This window comes from Mangrovicella endophytica (genome assembly GCF_002893625.1).
GTDB classification, from domain to species: domain Bacteria; phylum Pseudomonadota; class Alphaproteobacteria; order Rhizobiales; family Rhizobiaceae; genus Mangrovicella; species Mangrovicella endophytica.
In genome coordinates, this window is sequence record NZ_PKMZ01000001.1 from 1,025,275 (window position 1) to 1,045,318 (window position 20,044).

General features: G+C 65.3%; 18 protein-coding genes. 11 read left to right on the forward strand and 7 right to left on the reverse strand.

The features are described 5' to 3' along the window. Positions 1–12: 12 nt before the first annotated feature. A complete protein-coding gene (queA, locus tag C0R46_RS04685) occupies positions 13–1,080 on the forward strand; it encodes a tRNA preQ1(34) S-adenosylmethionine ribosyltransferase-isomerase QueA (RefSeq protein WP_102958374.1) in 1,068 nt (355 codons plus the stop codon). Beyond that, the gene (tgt, locus tag C0R46_RS04690) at positions 1,077–2,207 is read left to right on the forward strand and encodes a tRNA guanosine(34) transglycosylase Tgt (protein ID WP_102958375.1); all 1,131 of its coding nucleotides are present in this window, start codon (positions 1,077–1,079) and stop codon (positions 2,205–2,207) included. Before queA ends, tgt begins: the two co-directional genes overlap by 4 nt. A gap of 27 nt (positions 2,208–2,234) precedes the next feature. Here the strand turns inward: tgt and C0R46_RS04695 are convergent, their stop codons facing one another. Next, positions 2,235–2,651, reverse strand: coding sequence for a DUF4864 domain-containing protein (locus C0R46_RS04695; protein ID WP_102958376.1), 417 nt, complete (start codon positions 2,649–2,651; stop codon positions 2,235–2,237). 112 nt (positions 2,652–2,763) lie between these two features. Continuing rightward, positions 2,764–3,054: a helix-turn-helix transcriptional regulator gene (locus C0R46_RS04700; protein WP_114348369.1), complete on the reverse strand. Its 291-nt coding sequence runs from the start codon at positions 3,052–3,054 to the stop codon at positions 2,764–2,766. An 80-nt stretch (positions 3,055–3,134) separates the two neighbouring features. Here C0R46_RS04700 and C0R46_RS04705 point away from each other — a divergent pair, with 80 nt between their 5' ends. From C0R46_RS04705 to C0R46_RS04730, 5 genes are all read left to right on the forward strand, one after another. Beyond that, a complete protein-coding gene (locus C0R46_RS04705) occupies positions 3,135–5,009 on the forward strand; it encodes a cation:proton antiporter domain-containing protein (protein ID WP_102958377.1) in 1,875 nt (624 codons plus the stop codon). A 142-nt stretch (positions 5,010–5,151) separates the two neighbouring features. Continuing rightward, positions 5,152–5,511 (forward strand): DUF2934 domain-containing protein, encoded by a 360-nt coding sequence (locus C0R46_RS04710; RefSeq protein WP_102958378.1) that lies wholly within the window; start codon positions 5,152–5,154, stop codon positions 5,509–5,511. A 311-nt stretch (positions 5,512–5,822) separates the two neighbouring features. Beyond that, a complete protein-coding gene (locus C0R46_RS04715) occupies positions 5,823–7,613 on the forward strand; it encodes a thiamine pyrophosphate-requiring protein (protein ID WP_102958379.1) in 1,791 nt (596 codons plus the stop codon). Positions 7,614–8,389: 776 nt separating this feature from the next. Then, positions 8,390–9,139, forward strand: coding sequence for a Crp/Fnr family transcriptional regulator (locus C0R46_RS04725; protein ID WP_102958381.1), 750 nt, complete (start codon positions 8,390–8,392; stop codon positions 9,137–9,139). A 112-nt stretch (positions 9,140–9,251) separates the two neighbouring features. Further along, the gene (locus tag C0R46_RS04730) at positions 9,252–9,503 is read left to right on the forward strand and encodes a DUF6894 family protein (RefSeq protein ID WP_102958382.1); all 252 of its coding nucleotides are present in this window, start codon (positions 9,252–9,254) and stop codon (positions 9,501–9,503) included. Positions 9,504–9,591: 88 nt separating this feature from the next. On the opposite strand, the gene C0R46_RS04735 is transcribed toward C0R46_RS04730, so the two are convergent. From C0R46_RS04735 to C0R46_RS04750, 4 genes are all read right to left on the reverse strand, one after another. After that, positions 9,592–10,551: a TIGR03885 family FMN-dependent LLM class oxidoreductase gene (locus tag C0R46_RS04735; protein ID WP_102958383.1), complete on the reverse strand. Its 960-nt coding sequence runs from the start codon at positions 10,549–10,551 to the stop codon at positions 9,592–9,594. Positions 10,552–10,648: 97 nt separating this feature from the next. Then, complete coding sequence (locus C0R46_RS04740) at positions 10,649–10,936, reverse strand: hypothetical protein (RefSeq protein ID WP_102958384.1); 288 nt, start codon at positions 10,934–10,936, stop codon at positions 10,649–10,651. A gap of 226 nt (positions 10,937–11,162) precedes the next feature. Further along, complete coding sequence (ligD, locus tag C0R46_RS04745) at positions 11,163–12,218, reverse strand: non-homologous end-joining DNA ligase (protein ID WP_102958385.1); 1,056 nt, start codon at positions 12,216–12,218, stop codon at positions 11,163–11,165. 157 nt (positions 12,219–12,375) lie between these two features. Then, complete coding sequence (locus C0R46_RS04750) at positions 12,376–13,389, reverse strand: NAD(P)/FAD-dependent oxidoreductase (RefSeq protein ID WP_342586492.1); 1,014 nt, start codon at positions 13,387–13,389, stop codon at positions 12,376–12,378. 466 nt (positions 13,390–13,855) lie between these two features. Between C0R46_RS04750 and C0R46_RS04755 the strand changes: the two genes are divergently transcribed. Next, entirely contained in the window at positions 13,856–14,551 is a 696-nt protein-coding gene (locus tag C0R46_RS04755; protein WP_245413402.1) for a GDSL-type esterase/lipase family protein, read from the forward strand. Positions 14,552–14,634: 83 nt separating this feature from the next. On the opposite strand, the gene C0R46_RS04760 is transcribed toward C0R46_RS04755, so the two are convergent. Continuing rightward, positions 14,635–16,266, reverse strand: coding sequence for a PAS domain-containing sensor histidine kinase (locus C0R46_RS04760; RefSeq protein ID WP_102958387.1), 1,632 nt, complete (start codon positions 16,264–16,266; stop codon positions 14,635–14,637). Between the two features lie 583 nt (positions 16,267–16,849). Here C0R46_RS04760 and C0R46_RS04770 point away from each other — a divergent pair. Genes C0R46_RS04770 through C0R46_RS04780 form a run of 3 tightly spaced genes read left to right on the forward strand, consistent with a single transcriptional unit; the run spans position 16,850 to position 19,832 of the window. Next, complete coding sequence (locus tag C0R46_RS04770) at positions 16,850–17,923, forward strand: type III polyketide synthase (RefSeq protein WP_102958389.1); 1,074 nt, start codon at positions 16,850–16,852, stop codon at positions 17,921–17,923. After that, the gene (locus tag C0R46_RS04775; RefSeq protein ID WP_102958390.1) at positions 17,920–18,645 is read left to right on the forward strand and encodes a class I SAM-dependent methyltransferase; all 726 of its coding nucleotides are present in this window, start codon (positions 17,920–17,922) and stop codon (positions 18,643–18,645) included. Before C0R46_RS04770 ends, C0R46_RS04775 begins: the two co-directional genes overlap by 4 nt. Continuing rightward, complete coding sequence (locus tag C0R46_RS04780; RefSeq protein ID WP_102958391.1) at positions 18,642–19,832, forward strand: NAD(P)/FAD-dependent oxidoreductase; 1,191 nt, start codon at positions 18,642–18,644, stop codon at positions 19,830–19,832. Before C0R46_RS04775 ends, C0R46_RS04780 begins: the two co-directional genes overlap by 4 nt. Positions 19,833–20,044: the final 212 nt, after the last annotated feature.

Below are 20,044 nucleotides of genomic sequence, written 5' to 3' on the forward strand. Positions count from 1 at the left end.
CCGCCTGACGCCGTGCGAGTCGATCTCTTCGACTTTGACCTTCCGGAAGAGCGGATCGCCCTGCGGCCCGCTCTTCCGCGCGAATCGGCGAAGCTCCTCGAGGTTGAAGCCGATGGAGCGCTCACCGATCGGACGATCGGTGACCTCCCGCAGATCCTGCGGCCGGGCGACATCCTCGTCTTCAACGACACACGCGTCATTCCGGCGCAGCTGGAAGGTCGGCGTGTCGGGCGCGGTGACACCGAGCCCTCCATCGGCGTGACGCTGCATCAGCGGGTCGACGGCATCACCTGGAAAGCCTTTGCCCGCGGCGCCCGCAAGCTGCAGGCCGGCGACCGCGTCGCCTTTGAAGCCGCAGGCGAGGCGCGGTCGCTGGATGCGAGCGTCACCGAGAAAGGCGATGCCGGCGAGGTGACGCTGCGCTTCGCGTGTGGCGCAGGCGAATTGGACGCCGCGCTGGCAAGCTTCGGCCGCATGCCGCTGCCGCCCTATATCGCCTCGAAGCGCGACGTGGATGCGCAGGACGCGTCCGACTACCAGACGATCTTCGCCAGAGAGTCGGGCGCCGTCGCCGCGCCGACGGCGGGTCTTCATTTCACGCCGGAGCTGCTGCAGTCGCTCGACCGGCGCGGCGTCGGGCATGTCTTCGTCACGCTGCATGTCGGGGCAGGGACCTTTCTGCCGATGAAGGCAGACGATACCGAAGACCACCGCATGCATTCCGAGATCGGCCATATCGATCAGGCGACGGCCGACCGGCTCAACGCGGTGCGCGCCTCAGGCGGCAGACTCGTCGCGGTCGGCACCACCTCGCTGCGGCTTCTGGAAAGCGCGGCCGGCGGGGACGGCATCATCCGGCCCTTCGCCGCACCGACCGACATCTTCATCACGCCCGGATACCGCTTCCGAGCGGTCGACTGCCTGATGACCAACTTCCACCTGCCGCGTTCGACCCTCTTCATGCTGGTCTCGGCCTTCAGCGGACTTGAGACGATGCACGCCGCCTATGCCCATGCGATCGCCACCGGCTATCGCTTCTATTCCTATGGCGATGCCTGCCTGCTCGAGCGCGCGGCATGAGCGAGCATTTCGCCTTCAGGCTGATCGGCACGGACGGCGCTGCCCGCCGGGGCGAGATCACCATGCCGCGCGGGACGATCCGCACGCCCGCCTTCATGCCCGTCGGGACCGGCGGCACGGTCAAGGCGATGTATCTCGACCAGGTCCGCGATCTCGGCTCGGACATCATCCTTGGCAATGTCTACCACCTGATGCTGCGGCCGGGCGCCGAGCGTGTCGCGCGGCTCGGCGGCCTCCACGAATTCGCTCGATGGCCGTACCCGATCTTGACCGATTCCGGCGGCTTTCAGGTGATGTCGCTCGCCAATCTCAGGAAGCTCGACGAAACCGGAGTCGTCTTCCGCTCGCATATCGACGGCTCGGCCCACACGCTGACGCCAGAGCGCTCGATCGAGATCCAGGGATTGCTGGATTCCGACATCCAGATGCAGCTCGACGAATGTGTGCGCCTGCCGGCCGAGCGTGCCGAGATCGAGCGCGCGATGGAGCTGTCGCTGCGCTGGGCGGAGCGCTGCAGGGTCGCCTTCGGCGATCAGCCGGGCAAGGCGATGTTCGGCATCGTCCAGGGCGGTGACCAGATCGACCTGCGCATCCGCTCGGCCGAACGTCTCGCCGCGCTTGATCTCAAGGGCTACGCCGTCGGCGGCCTCGCCGTCGGCGAGCCGCAGGACGTCATGCTGGCGACGCTCGACGAGACGCTGCCCGTGATGCCCGCGGAAAAGCCTCGCTACCTCATGGGCGTCGGCACGCCGGACGATATCCTGCAATCGGTGGCGCGCGGCGTCGACATGTTCGACTGCGTGATGCCGACCCGGTCGGGCCGCCACGGTCTGGTCTTTACGCGCTTCGGCAAGGTAAATCTGAAGAACGCCCGCCATGCCGACGATCCGCGGCCGCTGGACGAAACCTCGGACTGCCCGGCCGCGCGTGACTACTCGCGCGCTTACCTCCACCATCTGGTGCGCTCGGACGAGCTGCTCGCCTCGATGCTGCTGACCTGGGTGAACCTTGCCTATTACCAGTCGCTGATGGCTGGCATCCGAGCTGCCATCGAAGCCGGGCGCTTCGCCGAGTTCTTCGCCGAGACCAAGGACGGCTGGGCTCGGGGCGACATCCCGGCACGCTGACGCTTCGCCGCTGAGGGACGGAGAGGCTCAGGCCGAAACGTCATCGCCCTTGCGGATGGCGCAGCCGGTGATCTTCATCGATCCGTCAGGCTGGCGCGACAGCGTGTAGCTCGCAATCCAGCTCTGTCCATTGCGGTCCGTCAGATAGACCTCCTGCCGGAACACGCCTCCGTCGATCGCAAGCTTCCCAAAGGCGGCATTGCTGGAGCGATAGACGGGATCGTAGGCCGACTTCACCATCCGCATGAAGATCTCCGGCGAGGAGAACATCTGGCGGATGTTCGGCGCGGCGTAGGAATAGGCCTCTTCGCCCTTCTCGGCACGGAAGGCGCCGAGTTGTCCTGAGATCGCTGCCTGGACGTCTTCGGCATCGCCGGCGAAGGCGGGTGGCGTCGCGGCCAGAAGAGCGGCACCTAAAGCCAGACTGCGCAGCAACGACATCATGGCGGCTCGTCCCGGTGATGGCTGAGACGATGTTAGCTTGCGCGTGTGGCTCGTTCCACAAGCCGTGCGGTGTCACGATGGCGTGACATCGCCAATCCGAGTGGACGTGCTCTCAGGCCTCCGGTTCCTGCTTCTTCTCCGGTCCCTTCGCAAGCGTCCTCAAGCAGACGCCCGGCGTTCCATCACGCAGCGTCACGAAGATCACACCTGCCGCTTCGAACGTGGTTCGGACATGCTCCGCGCTGGCGCGATGCAGTTCATGAGCCCCTCCCTCGAAGTCCCTGATCGTGCTGCGGGAAACAGCGGCGCGCTCAGCCAGCTCAGCCTGCGTCCAGTCGAGGAGGCCGCGCGCGGCACGGCACTGCGCGGGCGTAAAGAAGTTGGTGCGTTCAGCCTTGAACATTCCGCAATCTCAACCATTTTGGTTGATATTAGTCCACAGCTCCAGGATGGCTAGTCCGCTCCGCCGATAAGGAACCGCTGATGCCTCATGCGACGCCGCTGATCACGACCATCGTCGCAGGCATCGTCCTGGCGTTTATTCTCGGCGCCATCGCGCAAAGACTGCGCCTGCCACCACTGGTCGGCTACCTCATCGGCGGCGTCCTCGTAGGACCCCATACGCCCGGCTATGTGGCCGATCAGGCGCTTGCACCGGAATTGGCCGAGATCGGCGTCATCCTGCTGATGTTCGGCGTCGGCCTGCACTTCTCGCTCAAGGACCTTCTGTCGGTGCGCGGCATCGCCGTGCCGGGCGCCATCGTACAGATCGCCGCCGCAACGCTGCTCGGCTGGGGCCTTGCGGCGCTGCTCGGCTGGCCGATGGGGGGCGGCCTCGTCTTCGGTCTTGCATTGTCCGTCGCCTCGACCGTCGTGCTTCTCAAAGCCCTGCAGGAGCGGCGTCTCGTTGAGACGGAAAAGGGGCGCATCGCGGTAGGCTGGCTGATCGTCGAAGACCTCGCAATGGTCCTGGCGCTCGTCCTCATTCCGGCCGCAGCAGGTCTTTCGGCCGACGGCGGCCACGGCGGGAGCGACCCCGCAGCGATCCTCCTGTCCGGGGCGCTCGGGCTTGATCTCGGCCTCTGGGGTATCATCGCCACGACGCTCCTGAAGGTTGCCGCCTTCGTCGTTCTCATGCTGGTCGTCGGCCGGCGGGTCATCCCGTGGATCCTCCACCGCATCGCCCATACCGGCTCGCGGGAGCTGTTCCGGCTCGGCGTGCTGGCGATCGCCCTTGGCGTCGCCTTCGGTGCTTCCGAGCTCTTTGGCGTGTCACTGGCACTCGGCGCCTTCTTCGCAGGCATGATCCTGTCCGAAAGCGAGCTTAGCCATCGGGCCGCGCAGGAGAGCCTGCCCCTGCGCGACGCCTTTGCCGTGCTGTTCTTCGTCTCCGTAGGCATGCTCTTCGATCCCGGCATCCTCCTGCGCGAACCGCTGCCGGTGCTGGCGACGCTGGCGATCATCGTCCTCGGCAAGTCGGCTGCCGCCTACCTGATCGTTCGCAGCTTCGGCTACGACAATACCGTGGCGCTGACGATCTCCGCGAGCTTGGCGCAGATCGGCGAATTCTCCTTCATTCTCGCGGAGCTCGGGGTCGGGCTTGAGCTTCTGCCCGAAGCCGGCCGCGACCTGATCCTGGCGGGAGCAATCCTCTCGATCATTCTGAACCCGCTGGTCTTTTTCCTGGTGGATGGGATCAGCCGTCGCTTCGCTGCCAGCCCGGTTGCGGCTGGACAGGCAAGCCAGCCTGCCGCGTCGTCGCTCGACGTGATGGAGGGTGAGCACGCTGATGCGTCGCAGAGCCTGCCAGCGCCGGATGGTGCTGCGACTGCAGAAGCGGCACACTCCATCGACGCGGCTGACAGTGGCCGCTCGACAGCGGCTTTGACGCAGGCGGCCGCCGAACAGCCGGCAACGGCAGCGACTGGCGAGGTGCCGCATGTCGTTCTCGTCGGTTACGGGCGGGTCGGCAGGCTGGTTGCGGATCGTCTCGCGGCGAGCGGCACCCCGCTGCTCGTCATCGAAGACGCCGATGCCGCCGTCCGCGAGTTGCGTGCACAGGGCATCGAGGTCGTCGTCGGCAATGCCGCCGCTCCCGACATCCTGGCGATGGCGCGACTGAACACGGCTTCCGCTCTGGTCGTGGCGATCCCGTCGCCCTTCGACGCCGGCCAGGTCGTGGAGCAGGCGAGAAGCACCAGACCGGACCTCTACATCCTGGCGCGCGCGCATTTCGATTCGGAGGTGGATCATCTGGAGCGCCTCGGCGCCGACACGGTGATCATGGGCGAGCGTGAGATTGCTCGGGGAATGGCCGAGCATCTGGAGGCGCGCTTCCCACAGCCCAATGCGGCTTAGCGTACTGCACTCCGCCACCAAGGCGGTCGGCCCAGCTGTTTGCCGCACTGCAAAAAAATTGTTGCTGGTTCGATGGAACTCACGCAACCTTCAGCAACCATCCTCGTTTTCATACGCGGCGGCGCGCGAAGGGAGCAGGTTCATGGCACATCAGGACAATGCGGCAGCAATCCGGGACCGAGCCTATGCGATTTGGGAGCGGGAAGGGCGCCCGGTCGGTCGCGAGCATGAGCACTGGGCTGAGGCAGCCCGTGAGATCGAGCGTGAGGCACAGGAGGAAGTCGACGAGGCTGAGCCTGCGCCGGTGACGCTCAAGGTCATCTCCGACAATGCGCTTATAAAGGCGCCGTCCGAGGACCAGGAGATCGACCGCATGCGGCGCAAGCTCTGGGAGCCGATGGCATTTTCCACCGAGCTGTTCGGCAATGGCGAGGAAGAGGGGCGCCGTGTGCCGCTCATCCGCCGGCGCCTTGGCAGCGGCGAGACGCGGCTGGCCAGCTGACGAGTTCGGCCTCGTCTTTCGAGATTTTGAACGCCCGATCGGTGAATACCGGTCGGGCGTTGTTTGGGTAGAACTCCGGACACCGCTCGGCCGCTGCGGGACAGCGCCGACGCTCCACCGCCATCCGCTGCTCGTCCGGCATGTGGCACCGGAACAGCGTGAAGCCGGCATCGGCCCGCGCGTGCTCCGCAGCCCGCTCGTGCAGGCCGCTATGCCGGCATCTGCGTGACGGTCGACTGGTCTGCCGGAACGCAGCGCCGGAGCCGGAGTTAATCACCCTCAGTGCTTTTCTTGGCAGGGCGGTGACTCCCATGGCGCAGACGGTCGGAGACTTCTTCTGGGAGCGCCTGCATGCCTGGGGCGTGCGCCGCGTGTTCGGCTATCCCGGCGACGGCATCAACGGCCTGCTCGGCGGTCTGCAGCGGCGCAAGGGCGATATCGAGTTCGTGCAGGCACGCCATGAGGAAATGGCCGCCTTCATGGCTGCCGCCCATGCCAAGTTCACCGGCGAGCTCGGCGTCTGCATCGCCACATCCGGCCCCGGTGCCTCGCATCTCCTGACCGGCCTCTACGACGCACGCCTCGATCATGTGCCGGTGCTGGCCATCGCGGGCCAGCAGGCGCGCACGGCGCTCGGCGCGCATTATCAGCAGGAACTCGATCTCGTCTCGATGTTCAAGGACGTCGCCGGTGCCTTCGTGGAACAGGCGACCGTGCCCGGCCAGGTGCGCCACCTCATCGACCGCGCGGTACGGATCGCGGTCGGTCAGCGCCGCGTCACTGCACTGATCCTGCCGAACGACCTGCAGGAGGCAACTTACGAGGATCCGCCGCGGGCGCATGGCGCCGTTATATCCGGCGTCGGCTTCACGCCGCCGAAGATCCTGCCCTACGAGGCCGATCTGCGCCGAGCCGCCGAGGTGCTGAACAGCGGCAGCAAGGTCGCCATGCTGATCGGCGCCGGCGCTCTTTCCGCAGGCGGCGAGGTGGTCGAGGTCGCCGAAGCGCTGGGCGCGGGTGTCGCCAAGGCGCTGCTTGGCAAGGCGGCCCTGCCGGACGATCTGCCCTTCGTCACGGGATCCATCGGCCTCCTCGGCACGCCGGCAAGCTGGGACCTCATGCAGGGCTGCGACACGCTGCTGATGGTCGGCTCCGGCTTCCCCTATTCGGAGTTCCTGCCGAAGGAAGGTCAGGCGAGGGGCGTCCAGATCGACATCGATCCCGGCATGCTGTCGATCCGCTACCCGATGGAGGTCAATCTCGTCGGCGATGCCGCCGAGACGCTGCGAGCGCTGCTGCCCCTCCTCGAGCGCAAGAGTGATCGCTCCTGGCGCGAAACCGTCGAGAAGAGCATCGCGGCCTCGGAAAAGACGCTGACCGAGCGGGCGCTTGCATCCGCCGATCCGATCAATCCGCAGCGCGTCTTCCACGAGCTCAGCCCGCGGCTGCCCGACCGGACGATCCTGACCTCCGATTCCGGCTCCTGTGCCAACTGGTATGCCCGCGACATCAAGATCCGCGCCGGCATGATGGCCTCGCTCTCCGGCGGCCTCGCCTCGATGGGCGCCGCCGTGCCCTATGCCATCGCGGCCAAGTTCGCCCATCCCGACCGGATGGTGGTCGCCATGGTCGGTGACGGCGCCATGCAGATGAACAACATGGCCGAGCTGATCACGGTGGCGAAGTACTGGCGCGACTGGGAAACACCCGGCTTCGTCTGCATGGTGCTGAACAACCAGGACCTCAATCAGGTCACCTGGGAGCAGCGGGTGATGGAGGGCAATCCGAAGTTCGAGGCGACGCAGACGCTGCCGGACGTGCCGTATCATCGCTTTGCCGAGATGATCGGACTGCGCGGCCTCTATGTGGACGATCCCGAGCAGCTGGGCGCGGCCTGGGACCAGGCGCTGGCGTCCCCCGTGCCGGTCGTCCTGGAGGTGCGCACCGATCCCGAGGTTGCGCCGATCCCGCCGCACTTCACGCTGAAGCAGGTCCGCAACTTCCTCGCCTCGACGCCGCGCGATCCTGAGGCGTCCGGCATCATCGCCGACACCGCGCGCCAGCTCTTCGGTTCGGTGCTGCCGGGCGGGAAGGAGGAGTGATCTGGAGTGAGCCCGCCCGGCTTCAAACCCGGAAACAATGGATCAAAGGTCCGACCGACTAAGGCGATGACGCTCGTCTTTCGACGTCACAGGTCGCAATAGCCATGTCGCGTTAGCCCAGGAGAACGGCCCCGCTTCGCCCTCTTGGGACGGCCCTTTTTGCAGGCCAGCCACAGGTGCCAGTGGAACGCGGGTCCTGTTCTCCTCGCATGCGTGCGCGCAGGCCTCACCGCGTCGAGCTCAAAGAAGATCGCCGCGGGGCGACCGGCCGAAACCGGTCGGGCGATCCCTGGAAGTTGCCGGCATTCGGCTGGCGAGACGAGCTTTCGGCTTCTGCGGAGCGACACAGGCAGGTGTAAACCGGCTCAACTTGGCTGAAGGGTTGAGACCGCGGCCACGGAACCGCCGACCGGACGTTCGTCGCCTAGCGGATCTACAGTGGCCTGCCTCTCCAGAATTGATGTAAGTTATTGCAGAAAACGAAGGATGGAATGGACGAACATGGCCGCCGACAGGGTCGTTGCGCAGCTGGATCGGGGCGTGATCAGCCTTGATGAGGCACTGGAGCTTGCCGCCTGCGTCGATGCACTGGAGCTCTTTGAGGCTGCTGCTGACGCAGCATCATATCGGTATGTAGAGGGCATTAGCTTTCTACCCCGCCCCGGATCTACAACCATGACTCGCTTGGGGAGCGGCAAGGCTTTATCGCTTCTCAGGAACTGATCGACCTGTGCCTCCGCAATGGGTGGTCGCGGTCTGATCCTGGGGCGGCTGACATGCAGAGCGGACATCACGGGCTAGAACGCTTTCTGAAGCGGCTACTGCTTAACTCTGCCCTCAGTGAAGCGGAGCAGTCCGCGATCCTGTCCATGAGGGCAACGGAGGTTCAGGTCGCCGCCAGAGACGATCTGGTGATGCCTGGGGAGACGGTCGATCAGTCCACCCTCACCGTTGAGGGCTGCCTTGGCCGCTTCGATCTGATGCGCAACGGCGCGCGGCAGATTACGTCGCTCTACATTCCCGGCGACATGTGCGACCTCTATTCCGTGGTCGCTCCAACGACTGGCTGGGGGATCACCGCGCTCGGGCCCGCGACCATCCTCCACGTCCCGCACGCCGACTTGAGGTCCGTGGCGACAGAATATCCAAACCTCGCATTCGCTTTCTGGCGCGACACGACCTTGGACGCGTCAATCCTGGCGAAGTGGATCGCAAATATGGGCCGCAAGCAGGCCTTGGCCCGCGTGGCGCATCTTCTGTGCGAGCTGGGGGTTCGGATGGAACGGGCTGAACTAGGAGAGCGCCGGGAATATCGTCTGAAGATCACCCAGGAGCAGATCGCCGATGCCATGGGCCTGACCTCCGTACATGTGAACCGATCACTGCAGCAGCTGCGTGCAAGGAATTTGATCGTGACAACGGGAAGTCTGGTCAGCATCCCCGACTGGGACCGACTCACCGAGCTCGCGGAGTTTGTCCCGACCTTTCTGCTGGCAGGTGAAGCCAAAGCAGACCGCCCATCCTGAGAGAGGCGTGACACCGGTCGCAGCCAACGATCTTATCCGAGGAAAGCTTAGGCTTCAGGGAAATACGTGGATTGTCAGTGCGTTGCCCCCTCTTAAAAGGAGGACGTCGCCAATGCCCCGCTTCTTCATAGACATGTCTGATGACGAGACCTTTTCCCGGGATGATGCCGGCTTGGTCTTCAAGGACGTGGAGGAGGCGAAGAATGCCGCTGTCGCCACACTGGCCGATATGGCACGGGAAGCATTGCCCGACGGAGACGCTCGCACCTTTCTGGCGATCATTCGCGGCGAAGACGGCGGCATGCTCCTGCAGGCCAACCTCACCTTGAAGGTGACCTCGCTTGTTCCAACGAACACGCGTTGAGCGGAGCATATGATCGGCAGCTACCCAAGCGGCCGAGGCAGGCGCCGCTCGTCGCGCCGGCTGCGGTCGCACGGCCGGACGTAAAACCTCAACGGAGTTGAGGAAGGACGCTTGCCGCGAAGCTCTCGATGAAACGTTTCTGGCTGCGATCAACCTGATGCAGGAGGATTTCGCTGAAGCCGAGTTCGACGAACTCGTGAAGCCAGGCCGCATGCTGCCCTAGATCGGCAGATACCAACAATGATGTTCGCATGTCCTCGAGCCGGACATGCCTCGTTGCCGTATCGAAATCGCTCGGGCTCGCCAGCTCCCAGTTGACCTCACCGCCGAGGACGCAATAGCGCCATTGCTCATGGGCTCCGGCAAGAGCTTCCTCCTCGCTGGGCGCCCAGTTCAGTCCGACCTGCAGGAAGAGAGGCTTGCCATCACCGCCGCCCCGGCGAAACGCATCAATGACGCGTTTCAGTCGATCGGGCTCGGCGCTGACGGTCAGAAGCCCATCCGCCCATTGGCCCACGGCTTCAGCCGTCGCCTCGGATACAGCCGCACCGAGTAGCCGTGGGGGACTCTTCGGCAGGGTGTAGAGCTGCGCGTCGACGACTGTCACAAGCCCATGATGGGAAACCGTCTCGCCAGCCATCAAGGCCCTGATCACTTCGGCGCATTCACGCAGGCGCGCGTTCCGCTCCGGTTTGCTGGGCCATCGCAGCCCGGTGATCCCCTCGTTGAGGCGTTGACCGCTGCCGAGCGCCAGCCACAGCCGCTCGGGAAACATCTCCGACAGAGTTGCGGCGTTCTGGGCCAGAATGGCGGGGTGGTAGCGATATCCCGGCGCCGAGATTATCCCGTATGGCAGGGCCGTGGTAGCCATAGCCGATCCAAGCCAGGGCCATGCCGAGCCCGACTGGTTCTGCGCTGGACCCCACGGCTTGAAGTGGTCGGACGACATCGCGCAATCGAAGCCGGCTCGCTCAGCCGATCGAACGAGGGCGAGCAGTTCCGATGGTGGGAACTGCTCATGCGAAGCGTGGTATCCGATCTTGACCATATGCTGGTTCCGGCACCGCAGTCGTGTCCGGCAAACTTCACACGGGCCAGCGGGTTCCTTGTCGCGGGCACATCCGGCTTATGGCGGCTCCAGGCCGTCAGTTCGAACTGCCCTCTGCGGGGCAGGATCGCTCCTCTATGCACAGCTTTGCTTCGTTGACGGCTGCCGCGAATGCGTGGGCCGCCTGGCGGCAGACATGTTCGCTTGCGCCGCGGGCACCCTCTAGGAACTTCATCGTCGTGAGCTGCTGCAGCTCCTGGATGAAGACATCCTCGTCGCCAACGTCGGCAGCGGCGAGAGCTTTCGCCATATCGAGAAACGCGTCCCCGAGGACACCTGCGGCAAATAGGAGAACTGCTTTGTTGTCGGTCAGTCGCCGGCCCATCTGAAGCTCACCGTGCTGTCATCGGACGGGGAGATAAACGTCGTTGCCTGGCTGAAAGGTCCAGGCACATTTGCGTTTCGGCGGAGCTTGGTCATTCGAGTGAGCAGGAACCGAACTCGCGGCGGGGGTCCTGCTGTGGCCGGGGCGCTACCGGTCCGGCGCTGGACCTGACGCGTCTGCGTCAGGCGCTTTCCGCCCCAACTCGATGGCCGAGCGAGGTCTTGGGCTAAGCGCCGTCGGTGATCGTGAAAATGCGCGCTTCGTCGGCAGTGTCGCGCAGGCCCTTGAATGATGCATGTCGCAGCATCCCGTCGCCCGTCCAGCCACGGAACTCGATCTCGGCCACCAGCTCGGGCCGCACGAAGACGATCTTCTTGCGCGGCATGGCCGCAGCAGGCGATGCCGTGCGCAGCTGATCGAGCTGCCTCTTCAGCGCCGCAGCGGAGGCTTCCGTGAAGCCGGTGCCGACCGCGCCGACATGCACCAGCTGCCCGTCGCGGCGGGCTGCGAGGACCAGGCTGCCGAGCTTGCCGCGCAGCTTCGAGGATGGCTCGTAGCCGATGATGGCGAAGCTCTCGCTCTGCACGCACTTGATCTTCAGCCAGTCGCCCTGACGGCCGGAGCGGTATGGACGGTCCCGGTGCTTGGCGATGATCCCCTCGAGCCCGTGTTCGCAGGCACTTCGTAGGAGAGCCTCGCCATCGGCGGCGATCTCTTCCGACAGGCGGATCACGCCTTCGCTGCCGACGACGTCCTCCAGGATGTGCCGGCGCTCCTCCAGCGACATCCGGCTGAGATCCAGCCCATCGAGATAGAGGATGTCGAAGGCGTAGAGCACGGCCGCGCCGGCAGCCTTCTTGCCGCCGCGGCCGCCGAGCTCCTTCTGCAGCGCTCCGAAGTCAGAGCGCCCGTTCTCATCGAGGACGACAGCTTCGCCATCAAGGATGATGGAGGAGACATCGAGTGTGCCAGCCGCGGCCGCAATGGCTGGGAAGCGTCCTGTCCAATCATGGCCACCGCGCGTGAGAACCCGCACGGCGCCGCGATCGACATGGATGGCCAGCCGATAGCCATCCCACTTGATCTCGAACATCCAGTTCCGCCCCGCGGGCGGCGCGGAGGTGAGGAGGGCGAGGCACGGCTCGACCCGGTCCGGCATGGGATCGAACGGGAGCTGTGGTTGCTTTGGATCGCGCGACGCAATCTCGCCACCGCGAACGGCCGGCGAGGGTTCGGTCTGGAGTGTGCTTGGGCGAGGCGATTTCGCAGGAGGCTTTGCCATCCCGCCATTGAGCGACTGAACCGCTTAAGATGCGGTCACTGCACGGCCCGCCCGTGACGATTTCAGCACCAGCCGACGCACGGGCTCGATGTCTTGAGGACGCGTGACAGACATTCTCGATCCGGAGCGGCGTGCCGGTCGCTGGGGGTCGCTTGTCTCAGGAGCACTCGGCGCGAGCGCGGGTGGGCCATTCCGGCTCGTCCTCGGTCGGCAGTTCGCAGCGATTATGGATGTCGGTCGCGGCGACGGCCGCATGGCCCATCCCGACCACGATCTGGCTCAGGTCCCTGACAACATCCCCGGCCGCATAGAGTCCTGCCACACTGGTCCTGTTATGGTCGTCGACGATGAGCGCTCCGGCGGCGTCGTGTTCCGCGCCCAAAGCAACCGCGAGATCGGAGCGGACTTGCATTCCCAACGCGGAATAGAGCACGTCGAAGCGGTGCTCCTGTCCGCTTCCAGTGCGCATGACGGCGATCTTGTCCCCATCGAGATCCAGTGCGGTGATCGGCTCCTCGACGACCTTGACTGCGTATTCGGCCAACCGTGCGCGCTGATCATCGTCGAGCTCCATGGGCCGGCCGAGCGTCAGCAGTGTCACGTCGCGTGAGTAGGTGCGCGCCACGAAGACCGCCTCGCCCAATCCTCGGCTACCGAAGCCGATCACGGCGATCTTGCGGTTCATTGCCTCGTAGCCGTCGCAGATCGGACAATACCGCACCAGGCCGCGCTGGACGGCATTGGGCACGTCCGGCATGTCCGGTTCGTTATCGACCGCGCCCGTCGCGAGCAGGACGCGGCGCGCCCGAAGCTCTCGGCTTTCGCTCTCGCCGCAGACGACCGTCGCTCGAAAGCCTCCAGGCTCCTTGCCGAGCGCAGAGACGGTGCCATTGAGGATGCGCGCGCCGTATCGCTCGGCAGTCGCTCGCTGAAGCGCAAGGATGTCCGGACCGGCGATGCCTGCCGCAAAGAGCGGGATGTTGTGGCTTGTCGGGATCCAGGATGCGCGTGCGCGACCGTCATCGACCACGAGGAAGCGCCGGTTGAACCGGGCGAGATAAAGCGCCGCCGACAACCCGGCTGGACCACCTCCCACGATGAGACAATCGAGCATGTCGTCATCCGTGTCTTCCATTTCGGGCGCTCCCGGGCTTCTCATTGAAGGCTGCATAATCCGACGACGACACGTCGTCACCGTGCGAGCCCGAAGGGCTTTAGCGCGTCAGGCCCGCTATCGCCGAATGGAACAGCGTTGCCGGCTATGAAGGAGACGGAGCCTGAACATCGGCCGATCGATGAATCTGGTGGGCGAAGACCTGCGAGCCGACGGCACGTCACCGATCCTGCTCCATCAGATCCCCTAAGTTCCGCTCAGCCGGCGCTACAGCGTCGAGGTTCTCTTCAGCGCCGTTGCGGGTCGACTCGAGGGGAGGGCTGCAACGGCGATATTCAGTTGCACCGCCAAACATCCGCTTGCCAAGCTCCAGGCAACGCCATTTTCCAGCGAGATCGCGGCCCTGCGGCGCGGCGGCAGCGAAGGAGCACACAAGGGCAAGCCGACACGGCGCTCCTGGCTCCTGAATGGCTGAGGATCGGACTCCATGCGCAGCCTGAGCCGCCGCGTCCTCCTGCAGGTGATGGGCACGACCGCTGCGTCGCTCCCATTTCCCCCACAGGCTGATGCATCAAAGGACAACTCGATGCAGCACGTCGTTCTTCTCGGCGATTCCATCTTCGACAACGCCGCCTATGTGGCGGGCGGTCCGGAGGTCCTGAAGCAGTTACGCGAACGCCTGCCCGGGCATTGGCAAGCGACCCTGAACGCCGTCGACGGCGCGGTGACAGGCGGCGTCGAACGACAGCTTCAGCGACTTCCCCCTGATGCCAGTCATCTCGTCATCAGTGTCGGCGGAAACGATGCGCTCCACCATGCAGGGCTGCTCGATCAGGGTGCCCGGTCGGTGGCCGAGGCTCTGAGCCACATCAGTGATGTTCGAGAGCAGTTCCAACGGGACTATTCGACCATGATCGCGGGAGTGCTGAACCGGAAGCTGCCGACATCCATCTGTACGATCTACGACGCTCGTTTTCCCGATCCGCAGCGTCGCAGGCTCGCCAACACGGCTCTGGCCGTCTTCAACGACGTGATTACGCGGACCGCCTTCATGCATGGATTGACGTTGATCGACCTGCGGCTGATCTGCAACGAGGACGTCGACTATGCCAATCCGATCGAGCCATCCGTCACAGGCGGCGCGAAGATCGCTTCGGTCATCGCGGCGGTCGTCTTGGAGCATGCCGCCCGCAGTCGCTCGGAGGTCTATGCTCGCTGATCGACGGGGAGGGCAGGGATGTCACCGAGGATGCTGCGCCGGATCCAGCCCGTATGTCCCAGGCGACGATGCTCGCCGTGCTCTCAGACGTTCGGATGGGAGCGCGAAGCAGCCGCCGCTACGCCAGGCTTATGGCTGCGCCGGGAGCCGATGGATGGTCCTCTCCGCGTCGCTAGCGCCTTGCCGATGATCTGGTCGAGGTCCCTCAACAGGAAGGGCTTCTTCAGGAGCGGCAGACCGGCATTCTCCTTTGCCGTCAGCTCCGCATAGCCACTTGCGAGCACGATCGTGATGTCGGGATGGGTGGCGCCGATATGCTCGGCCAGCTCCGATCCCGTCATGTCGGGCATGGCATGGTCGGTGATCAGGAGATCGACCTCTTCGCTGGCGAGCATCTCGATTGCTTCGCGTCCCGACGCCGCCGTTCTCACGGTGTGTCCGAGTTCCTGCAGCATCACCGCCGTGTTCATGAGGACGAGCGGGTCGTCGTCCACCGCCAGGATTCTGAGCGCCGGCTGCTCCGGGGAAACGGGAACGAGCTCGGCCGCCGGTTCGCTTTCGAGGTCGGCCTGTGCTTCCCCTTCTTCGGCAATGGGCAACCAGACCTCGACGGTGGTTCCCTCTCCCTTGCGGCTCCTCAGCACCAGGCGCCCACCTGACTGTTCGGCAAGTCCGTGCACCATGGGCAGGCCGAGACCCGTTCCCTTGCCGACGCCCTTGGTGGTGAAGAACGGCTCGGTCGCGCGCTGGAGCGTGACTTCGTCCATGCCTTTGCCATCGTCCTTGACGGACAGGCAGACATAGGCCCCTGGCGGCAGCTGCAAGCGGTTGCCGGTTGCAAGGTCCTCCCGCCGCGCCGCGATGATCACATGCCCACGACCTTCGGTCGCGTCACGCGCATTGACCAGGAGATTGAGCAGCGCGAGTTCCATCTGGTTCGCGTCGGTGTGAACCGCAGGCAGGATCAAGGGAAAGCGCGTCTCGATCACCAGCTCCGAGCCGATGGAGCGTTGCAGCAGCCCGGCCATGCCGCTGATGAGCACCGGCAGATGAACCGCGCCATATTCCAGGTCCTGGCGGCGTGCGAAGGCCAGCAGCCGTTTCGTGAGCGCAGCACCCCGCTGCGCGCCGCTGATCGCGTTTTCGATCAGCGGCGAGATGCGCGGATCCGGGGCGATGCGCTTCTGCACGAGCTCCAGGCTGCCGAGCACCGCCATCAGAAGATTGTTGAAGTCGTGCGCGATGCCTCCGGTCAGCTGCCCGAGCGCCTCGATCTTCTGTGACTGGAACAGTGCCTCGCGTGCGGCGTCCAGCTCCTCGCGCGCCTTCTTCCGTTCGGTCAGATCCCGGGTGACCTTGGCAAAGCCGACGAGCTGTCCGTCGGCGTCGCGGATCGGGTCGATGATCACATAGGCCCAGAAGCGCTGCCCGTCCTTTCGGACGCGCCAACCTTCGCTTTCGAACTTCCCTTGCTCGGCCGCGGTCTTGAGAGCGGTTGCCGGGAGGCCGATCGCCCGATCCTCGTCGGTGTAGAAGCGCGAGAAGTGCGCCCCAAGTATCTCGGCTTCCTCATAGCCCTTGAAGCGGCGTGCGCCGGGATTCCAGCTTGTGACGTGGCCGCCGGCATCCAGCATGTAGATCGCGTAGTCCGTTACGGCTTCGATCAGGATGCGGTAGCGATCGTCCTCAGTGAAGGACGATGTCAATTTCTCCATCGGCTGCACGAGATCTCCATAGGCCTGCGAGAGTCTGGGGCGTGACGAAGCGGTTTATAGGAAGGAATTATGCTGTAGCGAGGCCGTAACCCGGGACGCCGGAGCGAAGTCCTTAGCTGCCAACCTCCGATGCCGGTCACTGATACCGCGGCGCAGAGCTGCATGGTAGTGGTCCCGAGCGGGTGGCTCCTCGGCGTCGATATCCCGTGCAAAGCCGAAGGCGCCCGCAAGCTCACGCTGCTTTATTGCGCTTCGAAGGCCATAGCGGCGGATGCGACAGCGCCTTGGCATCGAAAGGGGCAGCAGCAGAGTATCTCCGCGTAAGCGGTTGTGCGCGGGTTGATGCATGAGCAGCACTTCTGGACGGGTTGGAACGCTCGTCCCTGCCATGGCAACGCTGGCTCGCTGGCGGGACGACATCGTCTCCGCGGCGCCATCCGGCGAGCTTATCGCAGCGGATGCTCCGGATCGGATCACAGGCGAACCATAGACGCCTACCTTGATCGATGCCGCCGCTTCGTAGGCAATCGGCGAGCCAGCGCTAATTGACTGATCTGCTTTGTCTATCCGGATCGGGACCGTCATGTCGCAGGCTTACCTCAATCGCGTCGCGACCGCGGTGCCCGGCAACGAGGTGCACCGGTTCTTCTTGAACTTTGCGATGGAGCAGCTGAGGGACGATCCTCGACGCCAATCCGTGTTCAGCCGCATGGCCGACAAGGGCGGCATTGAACGCCGCTACTCCTGCATCATCCCGGCCGATGATCCCGCCGGTGATCGCGTCGACCGGGACGGCGTGTTCAGGCTGGGCGCCTTTCCCGGCACCGGCAAGCGCATGGACATGTACGAGGCAAATGCTTCGGTGCTTGCGATGCGCGCCATCGAGCGCCTCGCGATCGAGGATGTCGCCGGGATCACCCATCTGATCGTCACGAGCTGTACCGGCTTCTATGCGCCAGGCATCGATCTCGAGATCGTCGCGCAATGCGGTTTGTCTCCCTCGGTCGAGAGGACGATGATCGGCTTCATGGGGTGCTACGCCGCGATCAATGCGCTGAAGATCGCGCGCCACATCGTCCGCTCCGAGCCTGCCTCCCGCGTTCTCGTGGTGAATGTGGAGATGTGCACCCTTCATCTGAAGGAGACGCTTGATCTGGAGCGCCTCTTGTCCTTCTGCCTCTGGGGCGATGGATGCGCGGCGTCGCTGGTGACGGCAGACCCGGCCGGCTTCCGCCTTGATGGCTTCAGGGCCCTTCTTGCTGCCGACACGCGCGAGCTGATGTCGTGGAGCGTGCGCGACGACGGCTTCGACATGGTCCTGTCCGGGCGCGTGCCGGCGACCATCCATGACACGCTTCACGAGCACCTGAACGAGATCATCGGCCAGACGGACACCGCCGCGTTCGACCTCTGGGCCGTGCATCCGGGCGGCCGTTCGGTTCTCGATGCGGTGGAGCGCTCCCTCGACCTCCCAGGAGACAGGCTGAGCTGTTCGCGCGAGGTCCTGCGCGACAACGGCAACATGTCGTCCGCAACGGTGATGTTCGTGCTGGAGAAGATGCTGGCGCAGCAGGTCTCTCCCGGGACGCGCGGGGTCGGGATGGCGTTCGGACCGGGATTGACGGCCGAAACGATGATGTTCCAAGCGGCCGCATGACACTGCGCGACGACGATCTGCGAGTGCGCAGGATGGAAGAGGAGATCCTCGACCATCTGCCGGAGAACGACCCCCGGGCAATTGCATCACGAAGTGATCTGCGCCGGCTGAACCTCTTGATGGGGCAGGCGGCCACCATGGCAGGGCTGCTGCGGCGCCACGTTCCAGAGCCGCCGCGCCGCATCCTGGAGATCGGCTCCGGCGACGGGTGCTTCATGGCGCGGGTGGCCAAGTCTCTGGCGAAGACCTGGCCCAGCGTTCACCTGACGCTGCTCGATCGGCAGTCCTGCGTCTCGCCCGCCTGCGCCGAGCAGATCGGGGCGGCCGGCTGGAGCGTCGACATCGTCACGGCGGACATCTTCGACTGGTTGCGCGATGCGCCGGACGACCGCTTCGACGCTATCTGCACCAACCTGTTCCTCCACCACTTCAGCGACGATACGCTGAGGGAGCTCCTTGCGCGTCTGGCGCAGCATGCCCCCGTCTTCGTGGCGACCGAGCCCTTGCGAGCCGCCTTTCCCCACCTGGCGTCACGTCTGCTGCGGGTGATCGGAGCAAATGACGTCACGCGCAACGATGCGCCCGTCAGCGTGCGTGCCGGGTTCAGGAACCGCGAGCTGTCGGCTCTCTGGCCGCAGGATGCCCTGACGCACGAGCGCCGCCGCGGCCTGTTCACGCATGCCTTTGCCGCCGTGGCGAGGCGGCCGGCGCCCGGGCGATGAGGTTCGATTCCATCGTCATCGGCGCGGGCCCGGCGGGCTCGACCCTGGCCGCCGAACTGGCGCGGGCAGGGCGCTCGGTTGCCCTGATCGAGCGCTCGGCGTTTCCGCGCCGCAAGGTCTGCGGCGAGTTCATCTCGGCCGCCAGCCTGCCGGTCATCGAATCGCTCGGGCTCGGTGAAGTCTGGCAGGAGCGTGCCGGGCCGGAGATCAGGCGTTTGGCGCTGTTTGCCGGAGATCGCATCGTCGAAGCCAGGATGCCGGATGGCGGCGTCGGCTACGGGCGGGCGCTCGGTCGCGATGTTCTGGACCAGCTTATTCTGGACTGCGCGCGACAGGCCGGCGCCCAACTCTTCCAGCCCTACCGGGCGACCGGCATCGTTTTCGAGGATGGCCTTCACAGCGTGGCGATCGCCTCGCGGGACGATGACGTCATCCTTCGAGCACCGGTCGTGATCGCCGCACACGGATCATGGGAGACTGGTCCGCTCCTCACGCAAGCGCCAAAGGCCCGCGGCGACGCCGACCTCTTCGGCTTCAAGGCCCATTTCCGCGGCGCGACACTCGCCCCGGAGGTGATGCCGCTCCTGGCATTTCCGGGTGGCTACGGCGGCATCGTCTGGGCTGACGATGGGCGGCTCTCGCTGTCCTGCTGCATCCGCCGCAGCGATCTTGCCGCTTTACGCGCGCAGGATGGCGGAGCCCCGGCCGCGGTCGTCTTGCACCGCCATCTCATGCGCGCCTGTCGGGGCATCGCCGAGGTGATCGGCGACGCGCGGCTGGAGGGAAAATGGCTCGCTGCAGGACCCATCCGACCCGGCATCCGCCGCGGGCACTGCGATGACGTCTTCAGGGTTGGCAACGTGGCCGGGGAAAGCCATCCGATCATCGCCGAAGGGATCTCGATGGCGATCCAATCCGCCTGGCTGCTTGCGCGCGAACTCAACCGCATCGACATCGGCTCAGGCGACGAGCGTGCGGCGGCGGGCCGTCGGTACGAGGCGGCTTGGAAAGCGCAGTTCTCGCTTCGAATCCGCGCTGCGGAGCTCTTCGCGCGACTAGCCCTGCGCCGCGAGGGCAGGGCCATCGGCAGTCGGATCATCGGGGCAATGCCGCAGCTCCTGACCGCTGGGGCGGCTTTGGCCGGCAAGACCAAAGTGCTCGCAGGCGCTGCCAGTCCAGCCGAGTAGCAAGAGACTGCGTGCCCCGCCCGGGCAGGCATCGCGATCGGCCATATGCGCAGCCCGACCGCGACCGCTGGGGAAGCCGAGACAGCCGCCGCGGCGGCCTCTGGCAATCTCCTTTCAACCCTGACCGTCAGGCGGCGATCCTCGCCGTCGCGGGACGTTCAGAGCCCGACCAGGATCGTGTCTTCGACCTCCGCCGCGATTGCCGCTTCTCC